Genomic DNA, 17,301 nt, shown 5'->3' on the forward strand with positions numbered 1-17,301 from the left:
TCTGGTGGTTACCGTCGGCGCGATGCGAACAACGCCGACCGGCCGCCTGGGCGCGCTCGTGTGCGCCGCCGGGCTGGCCATCACGCTGGGAGGATGCGCCGCCGTGCCGCTGCTGACTCGACAGGACGGGCGGGCGCTGGTCACCGCCGAGGAGCTGGACCGCCTGGGGTACGAACGGCCGGAGACGCTGTTCGACCCGGGCCTGCAGCGCAAGGCGCTGGCGCACCGCGACGAGATCGCGGCCGCGGTGGAGGCGGTCGTCGAGCGCACCCTCGACCGCGACGTGCGGATCGTCGGGATCCACGCGTTCTACCCGTACCGCTCGGTCGACGTGTCCTGGCGCACCGTCGACGAACCCGTGCTGGCGGCCTCGGAGCTGGTCGGGCTCGAGGCCGACGGGAGCGTGCTGGGCGAGTCCGCGGTCGCGACCAACCGGAGCTGGCTCGCGATCGAGTCCGCGGTGACCGAGGGCGTCATGCACATGGCCCACCGGGAGCGGGTCGCCGAGATGAACGCGTACCTGAGCGCCACCTACCCCGAGCTCACGGCGCGACCGCCCGGGATGGTCGAGTACTGGAGCGGCCGCGATCCGGTGATCAGCCTCGGTTTCGACCGCAGCCGGCTGGGCGAGGGCGCGGACGTCCAGGCGTCCGAGCGCGTCGTCTACGAGGCGTACCTGGAGGACCGGAACCGGACGGACGCCGAGTGGCGCGAGATCCTCGAGAGCGCGGGCGTGGGCCGGGGGCACGAGCTGAGGGTGCACCTCATGCTCGCCGAGCCGGGCACCGAGCTCACCGAGGACCTCGCGCAGCGGGTCGCCGACGACCTGCGGTCGAACCCGCTTTTCGCGGGCTTCACCTACTGGGACATCACCACCCTGAGCAACGAGTTCGTGCTCGGCACGATCGCCACCCCGCACCAGGAGATCTCGGTGTGGACGAACGAGCGGATCGCCGACTGGAACGTCGACCACAGGGTCGACGGCGGGTACGTCGAGTGAACGCGGGCCCCGGGACGACCGACGACGACCTGATGGACCTGTCCAGCCGGTTCGCCTACCGGAAGCGCACGGTCAAGGGCGACGAGCTGATCGTCAACACGAAGAGCTTCTGGGTGGTCGACGTCGTGTCCGACCCGGAGACCGGCCTGGACGCGATCACCGTCCGGAACGACGAGACCAACGAGCTGACCGTCGCCTTCCAGGGCACCCAGGGCGGCACCGACGTGCTCCAGGACGCCGCCCTGGTCACCTCGGGCACGCCCACGCAGTCCGCGGCCGCCCACGCCTACGTCCTGCGCATGCAGCAGAAGCACAACACCCTGGTCGGATCCGTGTGCGGGAACTCGCTGGGCGGCGGCCTGGCCGCGTACGTGTCGGGCTCCAGCCCCTGGATCCGGGCGGTCACCGTGAACCCCGCCCCGGTGCCGCACGCGCTGGGCGGTCGCCGCGCGCCCCAGGTGCGCAACTACATCTCCCCGACCGACCCGCTGCACCGGGCCGTCGTGGCCGGCGGGCTCGAGGACCGGATCATCGGCGAGCAGGTGCGGATCCCCGGCACGAGCTTCAACCTCGCGTTCCTCGGCAGCAACCACATCGGCAGCGACCGGGAGGACGGTCCCTACGACGCCTCGATGGCCGTGCCGTTCTCGTAGTTCCACGCCGACCGCCGGGTGTCCGCCGGGCGGTTCGGCGCGAAGGTCGCGATCGACGCCGACGCGCTCGGGCTGATGGGTGCGGGCCTGCGCCGGCAGCGCGAGGACCTGCGCGCGGTGCTCGCCACGGAGCTCGTGGCCGTCGAGCGGACCCTCGAGGAGCACGGCGCCGACCTCGGGTACCGCGCCGGCCGGATGCGGGAGACGTTCGTCGCCGACGTGGTCGAGGCGTACCGTCCCGTGCAGCGGACGATGACCCAGGTCGCGGACCAGGTCGAGCGGCTGCTGCGCTCACCGTTCCTGCGGCTGCCTCGCCCCCCGGGTCCGCTGCGCACGGTGTGGGTGCCGCTGCGCGACCCCGTCCTCGACGCGGTCGCCGACGTGGTGCGCGGCTGCACCCAGGTCGCGGACCTGACCGTGCGGTCGACCGCGATCCACGTGTGGGACCAGTGCGATCAGCTGCTGCTCGACGAGTCGCGCGACCTCACCCGGGGCCTGCTCGCGCAGAGCGCCGGCCTGCGCCGCGACCTCGCGGTCGTGGACCGGAAGTGGGACGTGTTCGCGACGGCCACCTCGGCGGTCACTGAGGCGGTCGTGCTCGCCGACGACGAGCTCGCGCGCGCGATCGCGGGGCGCCGGTGCCCCGCGGACGCGGTCGCCGTGGCCGTGCCGCCGTGGCCCTGGGGGACGGTCGGCCTGGCGGAGGCCGACCCGGACCTGCGGCGGCTCCAGGACGTGGTGGAGACTCGCCAGGACCTGACCGGGCACCTGGCGCGTGCACTGGTGGACAACCTGCTGGACGCGCTGTCCCAGGTGCAGCACCTCTGCCGGGGGGTGCTCATCGCGCTGGACGTCGCCGCCTTCGCCGTGGGTTCGGCGGCGACCGCGATCCGGAACGCGGTCTGGGCGTTCGGGCTGACACCGCCCGGTGCCGCGATCTCGCTCGCGGACGGGGCCGTGGACCTGAGACGGTTCAGCGAGGACCTGGACGACGTGGCGCGCGCGTTCCGGGGCGAGGCGGAGCACCTCGCGGGCGACGTGCGCCGCGTCGAGCAGGTCCTGGCCGCCCTCCCCGACCTCGTCGACGAGCTCGGTCCGTACCTGGTCGAGACGTTCTTCGCCGACGCGGTCGTCGAGGAGGCCTACGACTCCTACGCGCGGTGCCGGAACCTGGTCGCCCGGTCGGAGCTCGCGTTCGGGGAGGTGACGCACCAGCTGGACGAGCACGACGCCAGGATGATCCACGCCCTGGCGGAGCACGCCCGCGAGCTCGGCACCGACCTGGGGACCGTCCACGACACCCTCGCGGCGATCCACCCGTGAACTCCCGCAGGACTGGTCCCGCCGCCCGCGACGCGGTACAACCGGAGGCATGACCTCCCGCCCCCGCGACCTCACCACCGACACCGCCAACCCGCACCGCAGCGAGCCCCCGCGGTCCGAGGCCGAGCTGCGCGCCGCCGACGTCCGCTCGGGCGGCGACCCGAGCCGGGCCCCCCGCACGCTGGGGGACAGCGAGCTGCAGCCCGACGACGAGGCCATCGCCGCCTCGGACGACTGGGACGACCCCGAGCGGCTCTGACCCCCGTCGCGCCCCCGCGCGCAGCACGACGCCCCGGTCACCTCGTCGGTGACCGGGGCGTCGGCGTCGTGGGGGTGGTGGTCAGGCGGCGCCCTTCGCGGCCTTGCCCGCGTCGCTCGCGGCCTCCTTCTCGCCGTGCGAGGCGTGCGTGCTCAGCTCGCCGCCCGCGGACTCCAGGTGCGCGCGGACGAACCAGTGGAACAGCTCGAGCTCGTGCAGGTGGCCGACCAGGAGGTCGTTGGTCACCGTGTCGAGGTCCTCGGTGTCGTCGGCCGCCTTGCGGTGGTCGGTGATGACGCCGACGTAGACCTCGTCGAGCGCGCCCAGGTGCTCGATCGCGCTGGCGCGGCCGATCGAGTAGTCGTCCCAGCTGCGCGCGGCGACCAGGGCACCCGGCGTGCCCACCGGGGCGACGCCGAGCGTGGCGATGCGCTCGGCGATGGCGTCCACCATCGCGCGGACCGCGTCGACCTGCGGGTCGATCATCTCGTGCACCGCGATGAAGTGCGGGCCGGTCACGTTCCAGTGGATGTGCTTGAGCGTGAGGGCGAGGTCGTTCAGCGCGTTGAGGCGGTCCTGCAGGATCTCGGCGATCGCGCCGCCGTCCTCCACGGACAGGGACGGGACGGTGTACTTCGGGAGATCGGTGCGACGAGCCATGGCGATGTCCTCCTCGTGACGTCTCGGCGTCCGACGACGCCGGCTGGCTCCACGCTGCCCCGCCCCGGGCCCGGCCGCAACCGCAGGTGAGGACCGGTGCGCGCGGGCGCTCAGCCGGCCGCGAACGGGTCGCCGTCGGCGTCGAGCCGGTCGAGCACCTCGGCGGGGGAGAGCTGCGCGAGGCCGGGGCCGATCTCGTCCCACCACCGGGGCGCCGCGACCGCCGGACGTTCGCGCCCGCGCAGCGAGTAGGGCGTGATCGTGGTCTTCGCCGGGTGGTTCTGCGACCAGTCGAGCAGCACTTTGCCGCCGCGCACGTCCTTGCGCATCACGGCGACGACCAGGTCGGGGTGCGCGGCGGCGAGCTCGTGCGCGAGGTCCCGCGCGTACTGCCGCACCTGCATGGCGGTGCGGGGTCGGGGCAGCGGCGCGTAGAGCTGCATGCCCTTGCTGCCCGAGGTGACGGGCACGGTCGTGAGGCCGTCCTCGCGCAGCCGGTCCGCGACGAGGTGCGCGACCCGGGCGCACTCCGCGAGCCCCGCCGGCGCGCCGGGGTCGAGGTCGACGACCAGGCGGTCCGGGTCGCGGAGCCCGCCGCGGGGCCCGACGGTCCACTGCGGCGTGTGCAGCTCCAGCGCCCCCGCGTTCGTCGCCCACACGAGCCCGGCGACGTCGTCGAGGAACGGCAGCTCCAGGTCCTTGCCCTCGTCGTCGGTGCCGGGCGCCGCGGGCAGGGTCTGCCGCCGCAGCCACGCCGGGGCGCCGCGCGGGGTGTTCTTCTCGAAGAACGTCTCGCCGCCGACGCCGGACGGGAACCGGATCCGGGTGACGGGCCGCTCGTGCAGCTGGGCGAGCAGCGCCGGCGCGGCGCGCACGACGTAGTCGATGGCCTCGGCCTTGGTGAACCCGGTCGACGGGTAGAGCACCCGGTCCAGGTGGGTCAGGCGCACGTCGCGGTCCCCGACGCGGACGGTCTGCGGCGGGTCCTGCGGTCCGGCGGGGGTCACGGCTGCTCCCAGGGGTCGACGGTGGTGTCGTCACGGAGCCCGCGGACCACGGGCTGGCGCAGGCGCCCGGACGGGGTCCGGGCGAGGTAGCGGACGTCGAGCAGCAGGACCGGGTCGACCCACACGGTCCCGCGCACGTCGACGGGGTCCAGCCGGTCCGCGAACGGGGAGCCGGCGCGCGCCAGGGGGCCGAGCAGCGCGGTCAGGTCACGGGCGAGCGGCCCGGCGATCCCGCTGCCGGCCCGCCCCAGGAACCGCACGTCGCCACCGGCGTCGGGCGCGCCCAGCAGCACCGCCCCGAGCCGGCCGCTGCCGGTGGACTCGGGCCGCCAGCCGCCCACCAGCGCCGTCCGGGTGCGCCGGTGCACGGCCTTCACCCAGTCGGGGGACCGCACGCCCGGGCGGTACGGCGAGCGCGCGCGCTTCGCGACCACGCCCTCGAGGCCCTGCGCGAGGGTCGCCTCCCAGAGCAGGTCGCCGTCCTCGTACACGGGCGACCGCTGCACGTGGTCGGGCAGGGCGAGGTCGTCGAGCGCGGCACGCCGCTCGGTGAACGGCCGCGCGGTCAGGTCCTCGCCCGCCAGGACGGGCACGTCGAACACGACGTAGGTCACGGGGGTCCGGCGGGCGAGCGCCGCTGCCCGCGCCCGGTCCCGGACGTGCATCCGCTCGGCCAGCGCCGGGAACGACGGGACGCCGTCGCGCATCGCCACCACCTCCCCGTCGACCACTGTCCCCGGCGGCAGGACGTCCGCGAGGGCGTCGAGCTCGGGGTAGGCGGCCGCGGCGTCGGCACCGTTGCGGCCCAGCAGCCGCAACCGCTCCCCGCGCGTGTCGGCGAGGACCCGCACGCCGTCCCACTTGACCTCGTACCGCCACTCGGGACCGTCCGGGAGGCGCGCGGAACCCGTCACCGAGGCAACTGGGGTGGCGAGCATGGGCTGCACGGGTCCATCCTGCCCAGTGCACGTGTCGTCGTCGCGGGGAGGCCCGCACCAGGAGGGTGGTCCCGATGCGCGCGATCTGGAAGGGCGCCGTGGCCTTCGGCCTCGTCAACGTGCCCGTGAAGCTCTACGCCGCGACCGGCGAGCACGAGGTCCCGCTGCACCAGGTGCACCGCAAGGACGGCGGGCGGATCCGGTACCGCAAGGTGTGCAGCATCGAGGACGAGCCGGTGGAGTACGCCGAGATCGCCAAGGGCTACGAGACCGACGACGGCCAGCTGGTGGTGCTCACCGACGAGGACCTGGCGCAGCTCCCGCTCGCCACCGAGCGGGAGATCGAGGTCCTGGAGTTCGTGCCCGTCGACCAGGTCGACCCGATCCTGCTCGCCAAGACCTACTACCTGGAGCCCGACAAGACCGCAGCCAAGCCCTACGCCCTGCTGCGCGAGGCGCTGACCAGCACCGAGCGGATGGCCGTGGTGAAGGTCGCGCTGCGGCAGCGCGAGTCGATGGCCGTGCTCCGCGTCCGGGACGACGTGATCTGCCTGCAGACGCTGCTGTGGCCCGACGAGGTGCGGGAGGCGGACTTCCCGATCCTCGACCAGGACGTGACGGTCAAGCCCCAGGAGCTCGCGATGGCGTCCTCCCTCGTGGAGTCGCTGGCGGGCGACTTCGACCCGTCCGGGTTCGAGGACCGGTACCGCGCCGCGCTCGAGGCCGTGATCGAGGCGAAGGTGTCGTCCGGGCGCACCCAGTCCGTCCCGCAGGCCGAGGAGGCGGGCGAGGGCGGGGACTCCGGCGAGGTCGTCGACCTGCTCGCCGCCCTGCAGCGCAGCGTCGAGAAGGCGCGCGCGGGACGCGGCGAGGAGCCGGCGCCGGAGAAGAAGGCACCGCGCAAGCCGGCCGCGCGCTCGCGGGCGTCGGCGGACGAGGACGGGACCGGGACGAAGCCGCCCACGAAGGCCACGCGGTCGCGCGCCAAGAAGGCCGAGACGGACGAGCAGGCCCCGGACGAGCAGGGGCAGGACAAGCCCGCGCGCCCCCGTCGCAAGCGGGCGTCCTGACCCGTGGCGGCCCAGGACCGGACGGATCCGCAGCAGATCCAGGACGTCGTCGTCGCGGCGTTGCGGCGGGCCGCGTTCCTGCTGGAGCGCGGCGGCGCGTCGTCGTACCGCGCGGAGGCGTTCCGCACGGCCGTGCGCAGCATCGAGCGGCTGCCTGCGGCCGAGGTCGGCGCGCGGGTGGCCGCCGGGACGCTGATCGACCTGCCCGGTGTCGGCGCGCGCACGGCGGAGGTCGCGACCGCCGCGGCGCACGGCGGCCCCGTGCCCTACCTCGACGACCTGGAGCAGAAGTACCCCGCGGTCGAGGCGACCGGCGCGGGCGCGGAGCTGCGCGCCGCCCTGCGGGGTGACCTGCACGCCCACTCGGAGGCGAGCGACGGGTCCACCCCGATCCAGGAGATGGTGCTCGCGGCGATGGAGCTCGGCCACGAGTACCTGGCCGTCACCGACCACTCGCCGCGCCTGACGATCGCGAACGGCCTGTCGCCCGCCCGCCTGCGCGCCCAGCTCGACCAGGTCGCCGCTCTGAACGCCGCCATCGCGCCGTTCCGGGTGCTCACCGGCATCGAGGTCGACATCCTCGACGACGGCTCCCTCGACCAGGAGCCCGAGCTGCTCGACCGGCTGGACGTCGTCGTGGCCTCGGTGCACTCCAAGCTGCGGATGGACGCCCCCGCGATGACCCGGCGGATGCGGGCCGCCGTCGCGAACCCGCTGGTCGACGTGCTCGGGCACTGCACCGGGCGGCAGCTGACGGGCAAGCGGCAGCGCCCGCAGAGCGAGTTCGACGCGGCCGCGGTGTTCGCCGACTGCGCCGAGCACGGGGTCGCCGTCGAGGTGAACTGCCGGCCGGACCGGCTCGACCCGCCGCACGCGCTCCTCGACGTCGCGGTCGCCGCGGACTGCCTGTTCACCGTCGACACCGACGCGCACGCGCCCGGCCAGCTGTCGTGGCAGGCCGTGGGCTGCGACCGGGCCGCGGCGCACGGCATCGGGGCCGACCGGGTGCTCGACGCGTGGCCCCTGGACCGCCTGCTGGGGCACCTCGAGGCCCGGCGCGCGGGCTCGTGAGGCCGCGCCGAGCCCGTCCTGAGCCCGTCGTGGCCCCGTTCCGGGCGACACACCACCCGCGTGGCGTTGTGGGAAGCGGCCCACCTGCCGTTATGGTCGTGCGCGTCGGTCCGCCGGATGCTGACGCCCCGTCGAGGGCGCCGCGCGGCCCGAACGCCCCGTTCGATCCACAAGGAGCACATCCGTGAGCGTGAACCGCACCGAGCTCGTCCAGGCCATCGCCGCCAAGGCCGGGCTCACCAACACCGCTGCCGACGCGGCCCTGAAGGCCTTCCAGGAGGTCCTCGTCGAGCAGCTCAGCGCCGGCGAGAGCGTGACCATCCCGGGTCTGCTCGCGGTGTCCCGCGCCGACCGTGCCGCGCGCACCGGCATCAACCCGCAGACCGGCGAGAAGCTCGACATCCCGGCCGGCTTCCGCGTGAAGCTCACGGCCGGCAGCGCCCTCAAGCGCGCCGTCGCCGCCAACTGAACCACCCGCGCGGGCGGGCCTCGGCCCGCCGGTGCACGACCACGAGCCGGGGACCCGCACGGGTCCCCGGCTCGTGGCCTATCATGGTCAGCCGCCCGCACCGGGCGGAGCGGGAGGGAGCACGCACGATGGCCGTCGCACAGCGCACCACCAAGCAGCGCACCGAGATCCTCGGGCTGCTCGACGACCTCGACGAGTTCCGCAGCGCCCAGCAGCTCCACGACGTCCTGCGCGGCCGGGGGTCCACCACCGGGCTGGCGACCGTCTACCGGGCCGTGCAGACCCTCGCCGACGCCGGTGAGGTCGACGTGCTCCGCTCGCCCGACGGCGAGGCCGTCTACCGCCGGTGCCAGCGCCGCAGCCACCACCACCACCTGGTGTGCCGGTACTGCGGCAAGGCGGTCGAGATCGACGGTCCCGGCGCCGAGTCCTGGGCCGCGCAGATCGCCGCCACGTACGACTTCTCGGACGTCGAGCACACCATCGAGCTCCTCGGCACCTGCGCCGAGTGCCGGGCCGAGCGCGCCGCGGCGGCCGCCGCCGCGGGCTGACCGCGGTCGGACCACCCGCCCGGCTGCGGCAGGATGGTCCGGTGGACAGACTGCACGACCCCGCCCGCCGCGAGCTCGGCTCCGACAACTACGCCGGGGTGCACCCCGAGGTCCTGGCCGCCCTGGCCGCCGCCAACGAGGGGCACGTCGCCGGGTACGGCGCCGACCCCTACACCGAGCACCTGCAGCAGGTGCTGCGCGGGCACTTCGGTGCCGACGCCACGGCGTACCCGGTGTTCAACGGCACCGGCGCGAACGTGCTGGCGCTGCAGACGATGCTGCCCCGGTGGGGCGCGGTGATCTGCGCCGAGACGGCGCACATCAACACCGACGAGAACGCCGCACCCGAGCGGGTCGGCGGCCTGAAGCTCCTCACCGTCCCGACGCCCGACGGGAAGCTCACCCCGGAGCTCGTGGAGACCCGGGCGCACGGGTTCGGCGACCAGCACCGGGCCCAGCCCGGCGTCGTGTCGATCACGCAGGCCACCGAGCTCGGCACCGTCTACACCCCCGACGAGATCCGGGCGATCACCGGCCACGCCCACGCGCTGGGCCTGCGGGTGCACCTCGACGGGTCCCGCCTGGTCAACGCCGCCGCCGCACTCGACCTGCCGCTGCGGGCGCTCACCACGGACGTCGGCGTCGACGTCGTCTCCCTCGGCGGCACCAAGAACGGCGCGCTGTTCGGGGAGGCCGTGCTCGAGCTGACGCCGGGGTCGACGCCGGGCATCGCGTACCAGCGCAAGGTCGACATGCAGCTGGCGTCGAAGATGCGGTTCGTGTCCGCCCAGCTGATCGCCCTGTTCGAGGGCGACCTGTGGCTGCGGTCCGCCCGGCACGCGAACACGATGGCCGCGCGCCTGCGGGCGGGCGTCGAGCAGGTGCCCGGCATCCGCGTGACCCAGCCGACCGACGCCAACGCGGTGTTCGTGTCGCTCCCGGCCGCGGCCGCGGACGCGCTGCGGGAGGTCCGCCGGTTCTACGACTGGGACCGCGCCACGGGCCAGGTCCGGTGGATGTGCTCCTTCGACACCACGGAGCAGGACGTCGACGACTTCGTGGCGGCGGTCCGCCGCGAGGTCGCCGCGGCCGCCTGACCATGCGCCCGGACGCCGAGATCGGTCCTCCGCGCCGAGTCAGGGCCTCCGGGCGTCCTGTCTCGACGCGCAGGCCCTGACTCGGCACCCGCGCCTGCCCGGAGCACGACGCCCGGACGCGCGACGCCCCCGGGACCTGCGCGCAGGTGCCGGGGGCGTCGTCGGGGGGTGCGGGGTCAGCGCGGGGTGCTGGTGCGGCGACCGTCGCGGCTGCCGTACCCGTCACGGGAGCCGTCGCGGCTGCCGTAGGAGTCGCGGCGCGGCGCGCTGTGCGCGGAGTGGTGCTGCGACGGGCCGCGCGAGGCACCGGTCTGCGGGCGCGGGGCACGGGGGCCCTCGTCGACCCGGATCCGCAGCGGGCGGCCGGCGACGCGGGCGCGCCCGATCCGGTCGAACGCCTCGGTGCTGAGCCCCTGGGGGATCTCGACGAGCGAGAACGTCGAGAAGATGTCGATCTTCCCGAGGTCCTTGCCGGTGAGGCCACCCTCGTTGGTCAGCGCGCCGACGATGGCACCCGGCTGGGCGCCGTGCTGCGAGCCGACCGCCAGGCGGTAGCGCGGGCCGGTGCCGGCCGAGCGCGGACCGCTGCTGCGGCGGCTGTCGGCGCCGTCGCGGCCGCGGGGGGCGCCGCCACGCTCCGGCGCGAGGTGCGCGCGGGACAGGGCGTCGTCCAGGTCGTCGCCCTCGGTCGGACGGGGCGCGGGGCCCTCGTCGCCGACGGCCAGCGCCGCGAGGACCGCGACCAGGTCGGCGGTGTCCACGTCGGGGTGCGCGGCCAGGAACTCGGACGCGGCGGTGCGGTACATGTCGAGCCGGCCGACGTCGCGGCGCGCCGGCACGCGGCCGAGCAGCTGGACCACCTTGTGCGCGGAGACGTCCGCGGGGGAGGGGATCTGGATCTGCTCGAGCTGCTGGCGGGTGGTGCGCTCGATGGCGCGCAGCCGGCCCTGCTCGTTCGGGGTGACGAAGGTCAGCGCCTCGCCGGTGCGGCCCGCGCGGCCGGTGCGGCCGATGCGGTGCACGTAGGCCTCGGGCTCGCCGGGGACGTCGAAGTTCACGACCAGGCCGATGCGGTCGATGTCGAGCCCGCGGGCCGCGACGTCGGTGGCGACCAGGACGTTGATCGCGCCGGAGCGGACCCGCTCGACGATCTTCTCGCGGTCGCCCTGGGCGACGTCGCCGGAGATGTAGGCGGCGGCGACACCCCGCTCCACGAGGGAGACGGCGACGTCCTCCGCGGCGCTGCGGGTGCGCACGAACACGATCGCGGCGTCGGCCTCGCTGATCGCCAGGACGCGGGCGAGCGCACCGGCCTTGTGCCGGAACGGCACCACGGCGTAGGTCTGCTTGACGCTGGTCACCGTGGACGACTGCCGCGAGACCGTGATCTCGACCGGGTCGGTCATGTGCTGCGCGGCGACCCGCTTGATCCCGGCGGGCATCGTCGCCGAGAACAGCGCGACCTGCTTCGTCCGCGGGGTGGCCGAGGCGATGCGCTCCACGTCCTCCGCGAAGCCCATCCGCAGCATCTCGTCGGCCTCGTCGAGCACGAGGAACCGGATCGAGTCGAGGTTCAGGCTGCCGCGGTCCAGGTGGTCGATGATCCGACCGGGGGTGCCGACGACGACCTGCGCGCCGTTGCGCAGCGCGCGCTGCTGGGGCAGGTACGGCGAGCCGCCGTAGACGGCGAGGACCTCGAGGCCGGGCATGTTGCGGGCGAACGACTCGAGCGCGTCGGCGACCTGCATCGCGAGCTCGCGGGTCGGGGCCAGGACGACGGCCTGCACCTCGCGGAGCTCGGGGTCGACGGCGGCGAGCAGCGGCAGGCCGAACGCGGCGGTCTTGCCGGTGCCGGTCTGGGCGACGCCGGTGATGTCGCGACCCGCGAGCAGGGCGGGGATGGCCTTCGCCTGGATGGCGGTGGGGGAGGTGAAGCCGAGCCCGAGGACCGCCTCGCGGAGCGCGGCAGGCAGGTCCAGGTCGGCGAACGTCGGGCCCTGGGGCTCGACGGCGGTGTTCTCGGGCAGGGCGGAGTCGAGCACAGACGTCATACGGGTAGCACCGTTTCGTGTCGTTGGGGGGAGCTGCTGGGCCGACCGTCCGGTCGGCTCGCGGTCGCACTCCCACACCCACACATCACGAGGCCGCACTCAAGGGGAGGGGGCCTCGGCACGCACATCACGGGACACTGCGACGAACTCCGAGTTCCCCCATCGTAGCCGCCGACCGCCCCGGGTGGCGCTCAGGGCGACGGTGACCTCCGGCACAGCGCCTCACCCGAGGCCGAGCCGCCGCCCCTCGATGGCCGGGCAGGTGTCCATCACGACGTCGAGCCCCGCGTCGAGCGCCCGCTGCGCGGCGGCGTCGTCGACGACCCCCAGCTGGAGCCACACCGCGCCCGCCCCCACGGCGATGGCCTCGTCCACGACGGCCCCGGCCAGCCCGGAGTTCACGAACACGTCGACGACGTCCACCGGGCCGGGCACGTCGGCGAGCCGCCGGACCCCGGGCTCCCCGTGCACGGCCTCCGCGCGGGGGTGCACCGGCACGATGCGCTGCCCGAGCTGCTGCAGGTAGGCGGCCACGCCGTGGGCGGCGCGGGCCCGGTTGGTCGACAGCCCGACGACGGCCCAGGTGCCGGGCGTGGTGAGCAGGCGGCGGATGACGGCGGGGTCGTTGACGACGGCCATGCGGCTCAGCGAACCACAGCGGCGCCGCCGCGCCACCTACGGCAGCCGCGGACGGGCCGCGTGGGTGGCCCGGGGCGCGGGCGCCGGGTGGATAGGATGTGGGCTTCATCAGGTCTGACGAGTCGGGAGCGCCGTGGGGGAGCAGGACGTGGTGGTGAGCGACCGCGTCGTGACCGTGCCCAACGTGATCAGCCTGGTCCGTCTCCTGATGGTCCCGGTGTTCGCCGTGCTGATCGCCCAGGGGCACGACGGCTGGGCGCTCGTGGTCCTCGCCGCGTCGGGCGCGAGCGACTGGCTGGACGGCGTGCTCGCGCGGCGCCTTCAGCAGGTGTCCCGCCTCGGCCAGGTGCTCGACCCCGCGGCCGACCGCCTGTTCATCCTCGTCACCCTGCTGGGCCTCGCCGCCCGCGGCGTCGTGCCGTGGTGGCTGGTGGTGGTGCTGCTGGCCCGTGAGGCGATGCTGCTGGTGATGCTGGTGTTCCTCGCCCGCCACGGGTACGGCCCGCTCCAGGTGCACCTGGCGGGCAAGGCGGGGACCTTCGCACTGCTGTACGCGTTCCCGCTGCTGCTGCTCGCGCACTGGGGCGGCCTGGTGGGCGACCTCGCGTCCGTCCTGGGCTGGGCCTGCGCGTGGTGGGGCGTCGCGCTCTACTGGTTCGCCGGTGCGCTGTACGTCCGCCAGGCCTGGTCGCTGCTGGGCCCGCGGGGCGGCGCCGACGCGGGGGAGCCGCGCACGGTGGCTGCGTGACCGGGCCGGCGTCGCGCCGGCCGGACGCCTCGATGTCGCTGCTGACCGAGGTGACCCGCAACCCCCTGGACCCGGACTACCGGGACGCCGCCGAGCGCCGCGCGCGCTCCGGCCGCACCCGTCGCCGGGGCGGTCCCGGCACCGTCGCCGTCGCGCTGCTCGCCGTGGTCCTCGGGGTCGCCACCACCTGGTCGGTCATCGCGCTGCGCGCACCGAAGCCGTCCGAGCTCGCGGCCCGGCAGGTGCTCGCCGAGCAGATCGAGGAGCGCAGCGCCGAGCTCGACCGGCTGCGGGACCGCAGCACCGAGCTCGCCGACGAGATCGCGGTGCTGCAGGAGCAGGCGCTGTCCGCCGCCGACTCGCCGCTGCTCGACCAGATCGCCGTCGACTCCGTCGCGTCCGGCGCGGCCGCGGTGACCGGGCAGGGGCTGAGCGTCACGCTCCAGGACGGCGAGCAGGTCGCGGGCGCGGACGACCCGGACTCCCGGGTGCGCGACTCCGACCTGCAGATCATCGTCAACGGGCTGTGGGCCTCGGGAGCGGAGGCGATCGCCGTCAACGGCCAGCGCCTCGGCCCGACCACCGCGATCCGCACGGCCGGGGACGCGATCCTCGTCGACGTCGTGCCGCTGGTCGGCCCGTACCGCATCGAGGCCGTGGGCGACCCGCAGCAGATGCAGACCCGGCTGACCCGGACCTCGGGCGGGCAGCTGCTCGCGGTGCTGCAGTCGACCTACGGCATCCGCACCCAGGTCTCGGCGCAGCGCGACCTCGCGCTGCCGGCCGCCGCGACCATCACCCTGCGCGCCGCGGAGCTGCCCGACGGCGTCGCGGTCCTCCCGGGCGACGCCGGGACCGGCCCGTCCGGGTCCGCGCAGTCCGGCACACTGTCCTCGGAGCCGGCGCCGCGCGCCGCTCCCGCCCCCGACGGCACGACCCGCGGGGACCAGCACGACGACGAGGGGGAGCTGTGATCGCGGTCATCGGCCTGGTGGTGGGGGTCATCGCCGGCCTGGTGCTGGAGCCGACCGTCCCGGCGGCCCTGCAGCCGTACCTGCCGATCGCGGTCGTCGCGGCGCTGGACGCGCTGTTCGGCGGTCTGCGGGCGGTCCTGGACGGCCTGTTCGACGACCGGGTGTTCCTCGTGTCGTTCCTGTCCAACGTGGTCGTCGCGGCGCTCATCGTGTTCCTGGGCGACCAGCTCGGCGTCGGGTCGCAGCTGTCCACGGGCGTGGTGGTCGTCCTCGGCATCCGGATCTTCTCCAACGTGGCGGCCATCCGCCGGCACCTGTTCAAGGCCTGAGCCGTGACCGACCCCGTGCCCGACGCCGTGCCCGACGCGCCGCCCGTGCCGCCACCGACGCCCGAGCGCGTCGTCGGCTGGCGGGCCCTCGGCCGGGCGCTGCGGCCGCGTGCGACCCGCGCCCAGGTGCTCACCGGGGTGCTCTGCGCGCTGCTGGGGTTCGCGATCGCGGTGCAGGTACGCCAGACCGACCAGTCGAGCCTCAGCGTGATGCGCGAGTCCGAGCTGGTGTCGCTGCTCGACCAGACGACCCGGCAGGCCGACGAGCTGCAGGACCAGGTGACCGAGCTCGAGCGCACCCACACCGAGCTGCAGTCCGGCAGCACCGGCCGGGAGGCGGCGCTCGAAGCCGCGACCCGCAGCGCCGCCGCGCAGGGCATCCTGTCCGGCCGGCTGCCGGCCGAGGGCCCGGGCGTCGTCGTCACGGTGCAGGACCCCGACGGCGAGGTGAAGGCGCTCACGCTGCTCAACCTGCTGGAGGAGCTGCGGAACGCCGGCGCGGAGGCGGTGCAGCTGAACGACCAGCGGCTGACGGCGTCGAGCTACGTCCTCGGGACCGACGACGGCGTGGTCGTCGACGGCGCGGTCGTGGCGCCGCCGTACCGCTGGGTGGCGATCGGCGACGCGGACACCATCGCCACGGCCCTCGCCATCCCCGGTGGCGCGGTCGCGAAGGTGCAGATCGACGGCGGCACGGCCTCGGTCGCCACCGAGGACCGGGTCGAGATCACCGCGACGCGGGCGGTGCCGGAGCCCGAGCACGCCACCCCGGGCACGGGTGGCGGCGGCTGACACGCCGGGACTCCGGAGCGGGCTGTGCTCAGGCGGGCCGGACCGCATAGGCTGTCGGGACCCCGGCCCAGGTCGGGGCCGGTGAGCGGTGCAGGTCTGGGAGGGGTGGCATGAGCGACGAGCAGCAGGTCCCGGGGGGCGAGCAGCGCCCGACGGCGCCGGCGGCCACGGACACCACGATCAGCTTCGGGTCGCTGGGATCGCTCGACCACGAGCCCGCGGGCCCGGTCGGGCTGACCGCCGAGCAGGCCGCCGCCGTGCAGGCCCTGCCGCGCACCTCGGCGCTCCTGGTCATGCAGCGGGGCCCGAGCTCGGGCGCGCGGTTCCTGCTCGACGCCGAGCGCACCGTGGCCGGTCGCAGCCCGAGCGCGGACATCTTCCTCGACGACGTGACGGTCTCGCGCAAGCACGCGGAGTTCGTCCGCGAGCTCGACGACTTCGTGGTCCGGGATGTGGGCTCGCTCAACGGCACCTACGTGAACCGGGAGCGGATCGACTCGGCCGTGCTGCGCGCGGGCGACGAGGTGCAGATCGGCAAGTTCCGGATGACGTTCCACCCGAGCCCGGCGTCCCGTCCGGGCGGCCAGCAGGCCGAGCCCGCGTCGTGAGCGCGGCGCGACCCGCCCGCCGGGCCGAGGCCGCGCAGGACGCCGCGCCGCAGGACGCCGCCGCACCCGCGGTGGCCCCGGAGCAGGCCGGCGGCTGGCCGCGCGGGCTGTCCCGCCAGGCGACCATGCGGATCTCCGACGTCCTCGCCGCGCTGCGGATCGAGTTCCCGGCGGTCACCAACTCCAAGCTCCGGTTCCTCGAGGAGCAGGGCCTCGTGGACCCCGTGCGCACCGCCGCCGGGTACCGCCAGTACAGCCCGGCCGATCTCGAGCGCCTGCGGTTCGTGCTGCGCGAGCAGCGGGACCGGTACGTGCCGCTCAAGGTCATCGGGGAGCGGCTGGCTGCGCTGGACGCGGGCGAGGAGTCCGAGGCCACCGGACCTGCGCTCATCGTCACCGAGGACGGCGTGCCGCGTTCCGGCGGGGTCGAGGCCCGGTACACCACCGCCGCGCTGGCCCGCGAGGCCGCCGTCGACGAGCAGCTGGTGACCGACCTGGTGCAGGCGGGCGTCCTGCGGCCGTCGGCGTCCGGCCACCTGGACGCGTGGGCGAAGGACGTCGTGGTCGCGGCGTCGGCGCTGGCCGAGCACGGGATCGAGACGCGCCACCTGCGGGCGTTCCGCAGCGCCGCCGACCGGCAGCTCGACATGGTCGAGGCCGTGGTGGCACCGTGGCGCGGGCAGTCCTCGCCGTCGGCGCGCGGACGCGCGAGCACCGTGGCCGCCGAGGTGGGCGAGCTCTGCACCCGCCTGCACACCGCCCTGGTGCGCGCGGGCGTCGCGGACCTCGCCCCCTGATCCCGGGACGCTGAGCCCGGGACGCTGATCCCGGCACGCCCGAGGTCGCCGGGCGCGGACCGGTGCGCGGACGCGCGCGCGGACGTAGCGTGGGCGTCATGCAGGAGGACGACCTGGTCGAGCTCGACGTCCTCGGCGTCCGACGGCACCCGGGGGACGACGAGCTCGTCGTGCTGCTCCTGGAGCCGGTGGGGGAGCTGGTCGTGGGGGTCGCGATCGGCGCGACCCAGGCCGGGGCCCTCGCCCCGGCGCGGGCCGGCGGCGT

The 17,301-nt window shown here is 75.1% G+C and carries 20 protein-coding genes; 15 read left to right on the forward strand and 5 right to left on the reverse strand.

The window, feature by feature from the left end:
• Positions 1-22: 22 nt before the first annotated feature.
• Genes ACFVXN_RS05865 through ACFVXN_RS05880 form a run of 4 tightly spaced genes read left to right on the forward strand, consistent with a single transcriptional unit; the run spans position 23 to position 3,235 of the window.
• The gene (locus ACFVXN_RS05865) at positions 23-1,000 is read left to right on the forward strand and encodes a hypothetical protein (protein ID WP_389228751.1); all 978 of its coding nucleotides are present in this window, start codon (positions 23-25) and stop codon (positions 998-1,000) included.
• A 32-nt stretch (positions 1,001-1,032) separates the two neighbouring features.
• The gene (locus ACFVXN_RS05870) at positions 1,033-1,653 is read left to right on the forward strand and encodes a hypothetical protein (RefSeq protein WP_389228754.1); all 621 of its coding nucleotides are present in this window, start codon (positions 1,033-1,035) and stop codon (positions 1,651-1,653) included.
• A gap of 18 nt (positions 1,654-1,671) precedes the next feature.
• Complete coding sequence (locus ACFVXN_RS05875) at positions 1,672-2,976, forward strand: hypothetical protein (RefSeq protein ID WP_389228757.1); 1,305 nt, start codon at positions 1,672-1,674, stop codon at positions 2,974-2,976.
• Between the two features lie 49 nt (positions 2,977-3,025).
• Positions 3,026-3,235 carry a hypothetical protein gene (locus ACFVXN_RS05880; protein ID WP_389228760.1) on the forward strand — a complete coding sequence of 70 codons (210 nt, stop codon included), beginning with the start codon at positions 3,026-3,028 and terminating at the stop codon, positions 3,233-3,235.
• An 81-nt stretch (positions 3,236-3,316) separates the two neighbouring features.
• On the opposite strand, the gene ACFVXN_RS05885 is transcribed toward ACFVXN_RS05880, so the two are convergent.
• The 3 genes from ACFVXN_RS05885 to ACFVXN_RS05895 all read right to left on the reverse strand — a co-directional run bounded on the left by ACFVXN_RS05885 (position 3,317) and on the right by ACFVXN_RS05895 (position 5,840).
• Positions 3,317-3,895 (reverse strand): Dps family protein, encoded by a 579-nt coding sequence (locus tag ACFVXN_RS05885; protein ID WP_389228763.1) that lies wholly within the window; start codon positions 3,893-3,895, stop codon positions 3,317-3,319.
• Positions 3,896-4,005: 110 nt separating this feature from the next.
• Complete coding sequence (gene ligD / locus ACFVXN_RS05890; RefSeq protein WP_389228766.1) at positions 4,006-4,902, reverse strand: non-homologous end-joining DNA ligase; 897 nt, start codon at positions 4,900-4,902, stop codon at positions 4,006-4,008.
• Positions 4,899-5,840, reverse strand: a complete 942-nt coding sequence (locus ACFVXN_RS05895; RefSeq protein ID WP_389230489.1) for a DNA ligase — start codon at positions 5,838-5,840, stop codon at positions 4,899-4,901. Before ACFVXN_RS05895 ends, ligD begins: the two co-directional genes overlap by 4 nt.
• 74 nt (positions 5,841-5,914) lie before the next feature.
• Between ACFVXN_RS05895 and ACFVXN_RS05900 the strand changes: the two genes are divergently transcribed.
• From ACFVXN_RS05900 to ACFVXN_RS05920, 5 genes are all read left to right on the forward strand, one after another.
• Entirely contained in the window at positions 5,915-6,910 is a 996-nt protein-coding gene (locus ACFVXN_RS05900) for a Ku protein (protein WP_389228769.1), read from the forward strand.
• A gap of 3 nt (positions 6,911-6,913) precedes the next feature.
• A complete protein-coding gene (locus ACFVXN_RS05905) occupies positions 6,914-7,981 on the forward strand; it encodes a PHP domain-containing protein (protein WP_389228772.1) in 1,068 nt (355 codons plus the stop codon).
• Between the two features lie 184 nt (positions 7,982-8,165).
• The gene (locus ACFVXN_RS05910) at positions 8,166-8,450 is read left to right on the forward strand and encodes an HU family DNA-binding protein (protein WP_389228775.1); all 285 of its coding nucleotides are present in this window, start codon (positions 8,166-8,168) and stop codon (positions 8,448-8,450) included.
• A 128-nt stretch (positions 8,451-8,578) separates the two neighbouring features.
• Entirely contained in the window at positions 8,579-9,001 is a 423-nt protein-coding gene (locus ACFVXN_RS05915) for a Fur family transcriptional regulator (protein WP_389228778.1), read from the forward strand.
• A gap of 41 nt (positions 9,002-9,042) precedes the next feature.
• The gene (locus ACFVXN_RS05920; protein ID WP_389228782.1) at positions 9,043-10,098 is read left to right on the forward strand and encodes a threonine aldolase family protein; all 1,056 of its coding nucleotides are present in this window, start codon (positions 9,043-9,045) and stop codon (positions 10,096-10,098) included.
• Between the two features lie 176 nt (positions 10,099-10,274).
• Here the strand turns inward: ACFVXN_RS05920 and ACFVXN_RS05925 are convergent, their stop codons facing one another.
• Together ACFVXN_RS05925 and ACFVXN_RS05930 are read right to left on the reverse strand one after the other, a co-directional pair.
• A complete protein-coding gene (locus ACFVXN_RS05925; protein ID WP_389228785.1) occupies positions 10,275-12,149 on the reverse strand; it encodes a DEAD/DEAH box helicase in 1,875 nt (624 codons plus the stop codon).
• Positions 12,150-12,371: 222 nt separating this feature from the next.
• Positions 12,372-12,788, reverse strand: a complete 417-nt coding sequence (locus ACFVXN_RS05930) for a CoA-binding protein (protein WP_389228788.1) — start codon at positions 12,786-12,788, stop codon at positions 12,372-12,374.
• A gap of 151 nt (positions 12,789-12,939) precedes the next feature.
• On the opposite strand from ACFVXN_RS05930, the gene ACFVXN_RS05935 reads away from it, so the two are divergent.
• From ACFVXN_RS05935 to ACFVXN_RS05960, 6 genes are all read left to right on the forward strand, one after another.
• The gene (locus ACFVXN_RS05935; RefSeq protein WP_389230492.1) at positions 12,940-13,536 is read left to right on the forward strand and encodes a CDP-alcohol phosphatidyltransferase family protein; all 597 of its coding nucleotides are present in this window, start codon (positions 12,940-12,942) and stop codon (positions 13,534-13,536) included.
• Entirely contained in the window at positions 13,533-14,510 is a 978-nt protein-coding gene (locus tag ACFVXN_RS05940) for a DUF881 domain-containing protein (protein ID WP_389228791.1), read from the forward strand. The genes ACFVXN_RS05935 and ACFVXN_RS05940 overlap by 4 nt, the downstream gene beginning before the upstream one ends.
• Entirely contained in the window at positions 14,507-14,839 is a 333-nt protein-coding gene (locus tag ACFVXN_RS05945; RefSeq protein WP_213282098.1) for a small basic family protein, read from the forward strand. The genes ACFVXN_RS05940 and ACFVXN_RS05945 overlap by 4 nt, the downstream gene beginning before the upstream one ends.
• Positions 14,840-14,842: 3 nt before the next feature.
• Positions 14,843-15,631, forward strand: a complete 789-nt coding sequence (locus ACFVXN_RS05950) for a DUF881 domain-containing protein (RefSeq protein WP_389228795.1) — start codon at positions 14,843-14,845, stop codon at positions 15,629-15,631.
• A gap of 110 nt (positions 15,632-15,741) precedes the next feature.
• Positions 15,742-16,239 (forward strand): FHA domain-containing protein, encoded by a 498-nt coding sequence (locus tag ACFVXN_RS05955; protein WP_389228798.1) that lies wholly within the window; start codon positions 15,742-15,744, stop codon positions 16,237-16,239.
• The gene (locus ACFVXN_RS05960) at positions 16,236-17,036 is read left to right on the forward strand and encodes a MerR family transcriptional regulator (protein WP_389228801.1); all 801 of its coding nucleotides are present in this window, start codon (positions 16,236-16,238) and stop codon (positions 17,034-17,036) included. The genes ACFVXN_RS05955 and ACFVXN_RS05960 overlap by 4 nt, the downstream gene beginning before the upstream one ends.
• Positions 17,037-17,301 lie beyond the last annotated feature (265 nt).

Origin of the sequence: Cellulomonas sp. NPDC058312, from assembly GCF_042880135.1 — a bacterium.
Classification (GTDB): Bacteria; Actinomycetota; Actinomycetes; order Actinomycetales; family Cellulomonadaceae; genus Cellulomonas.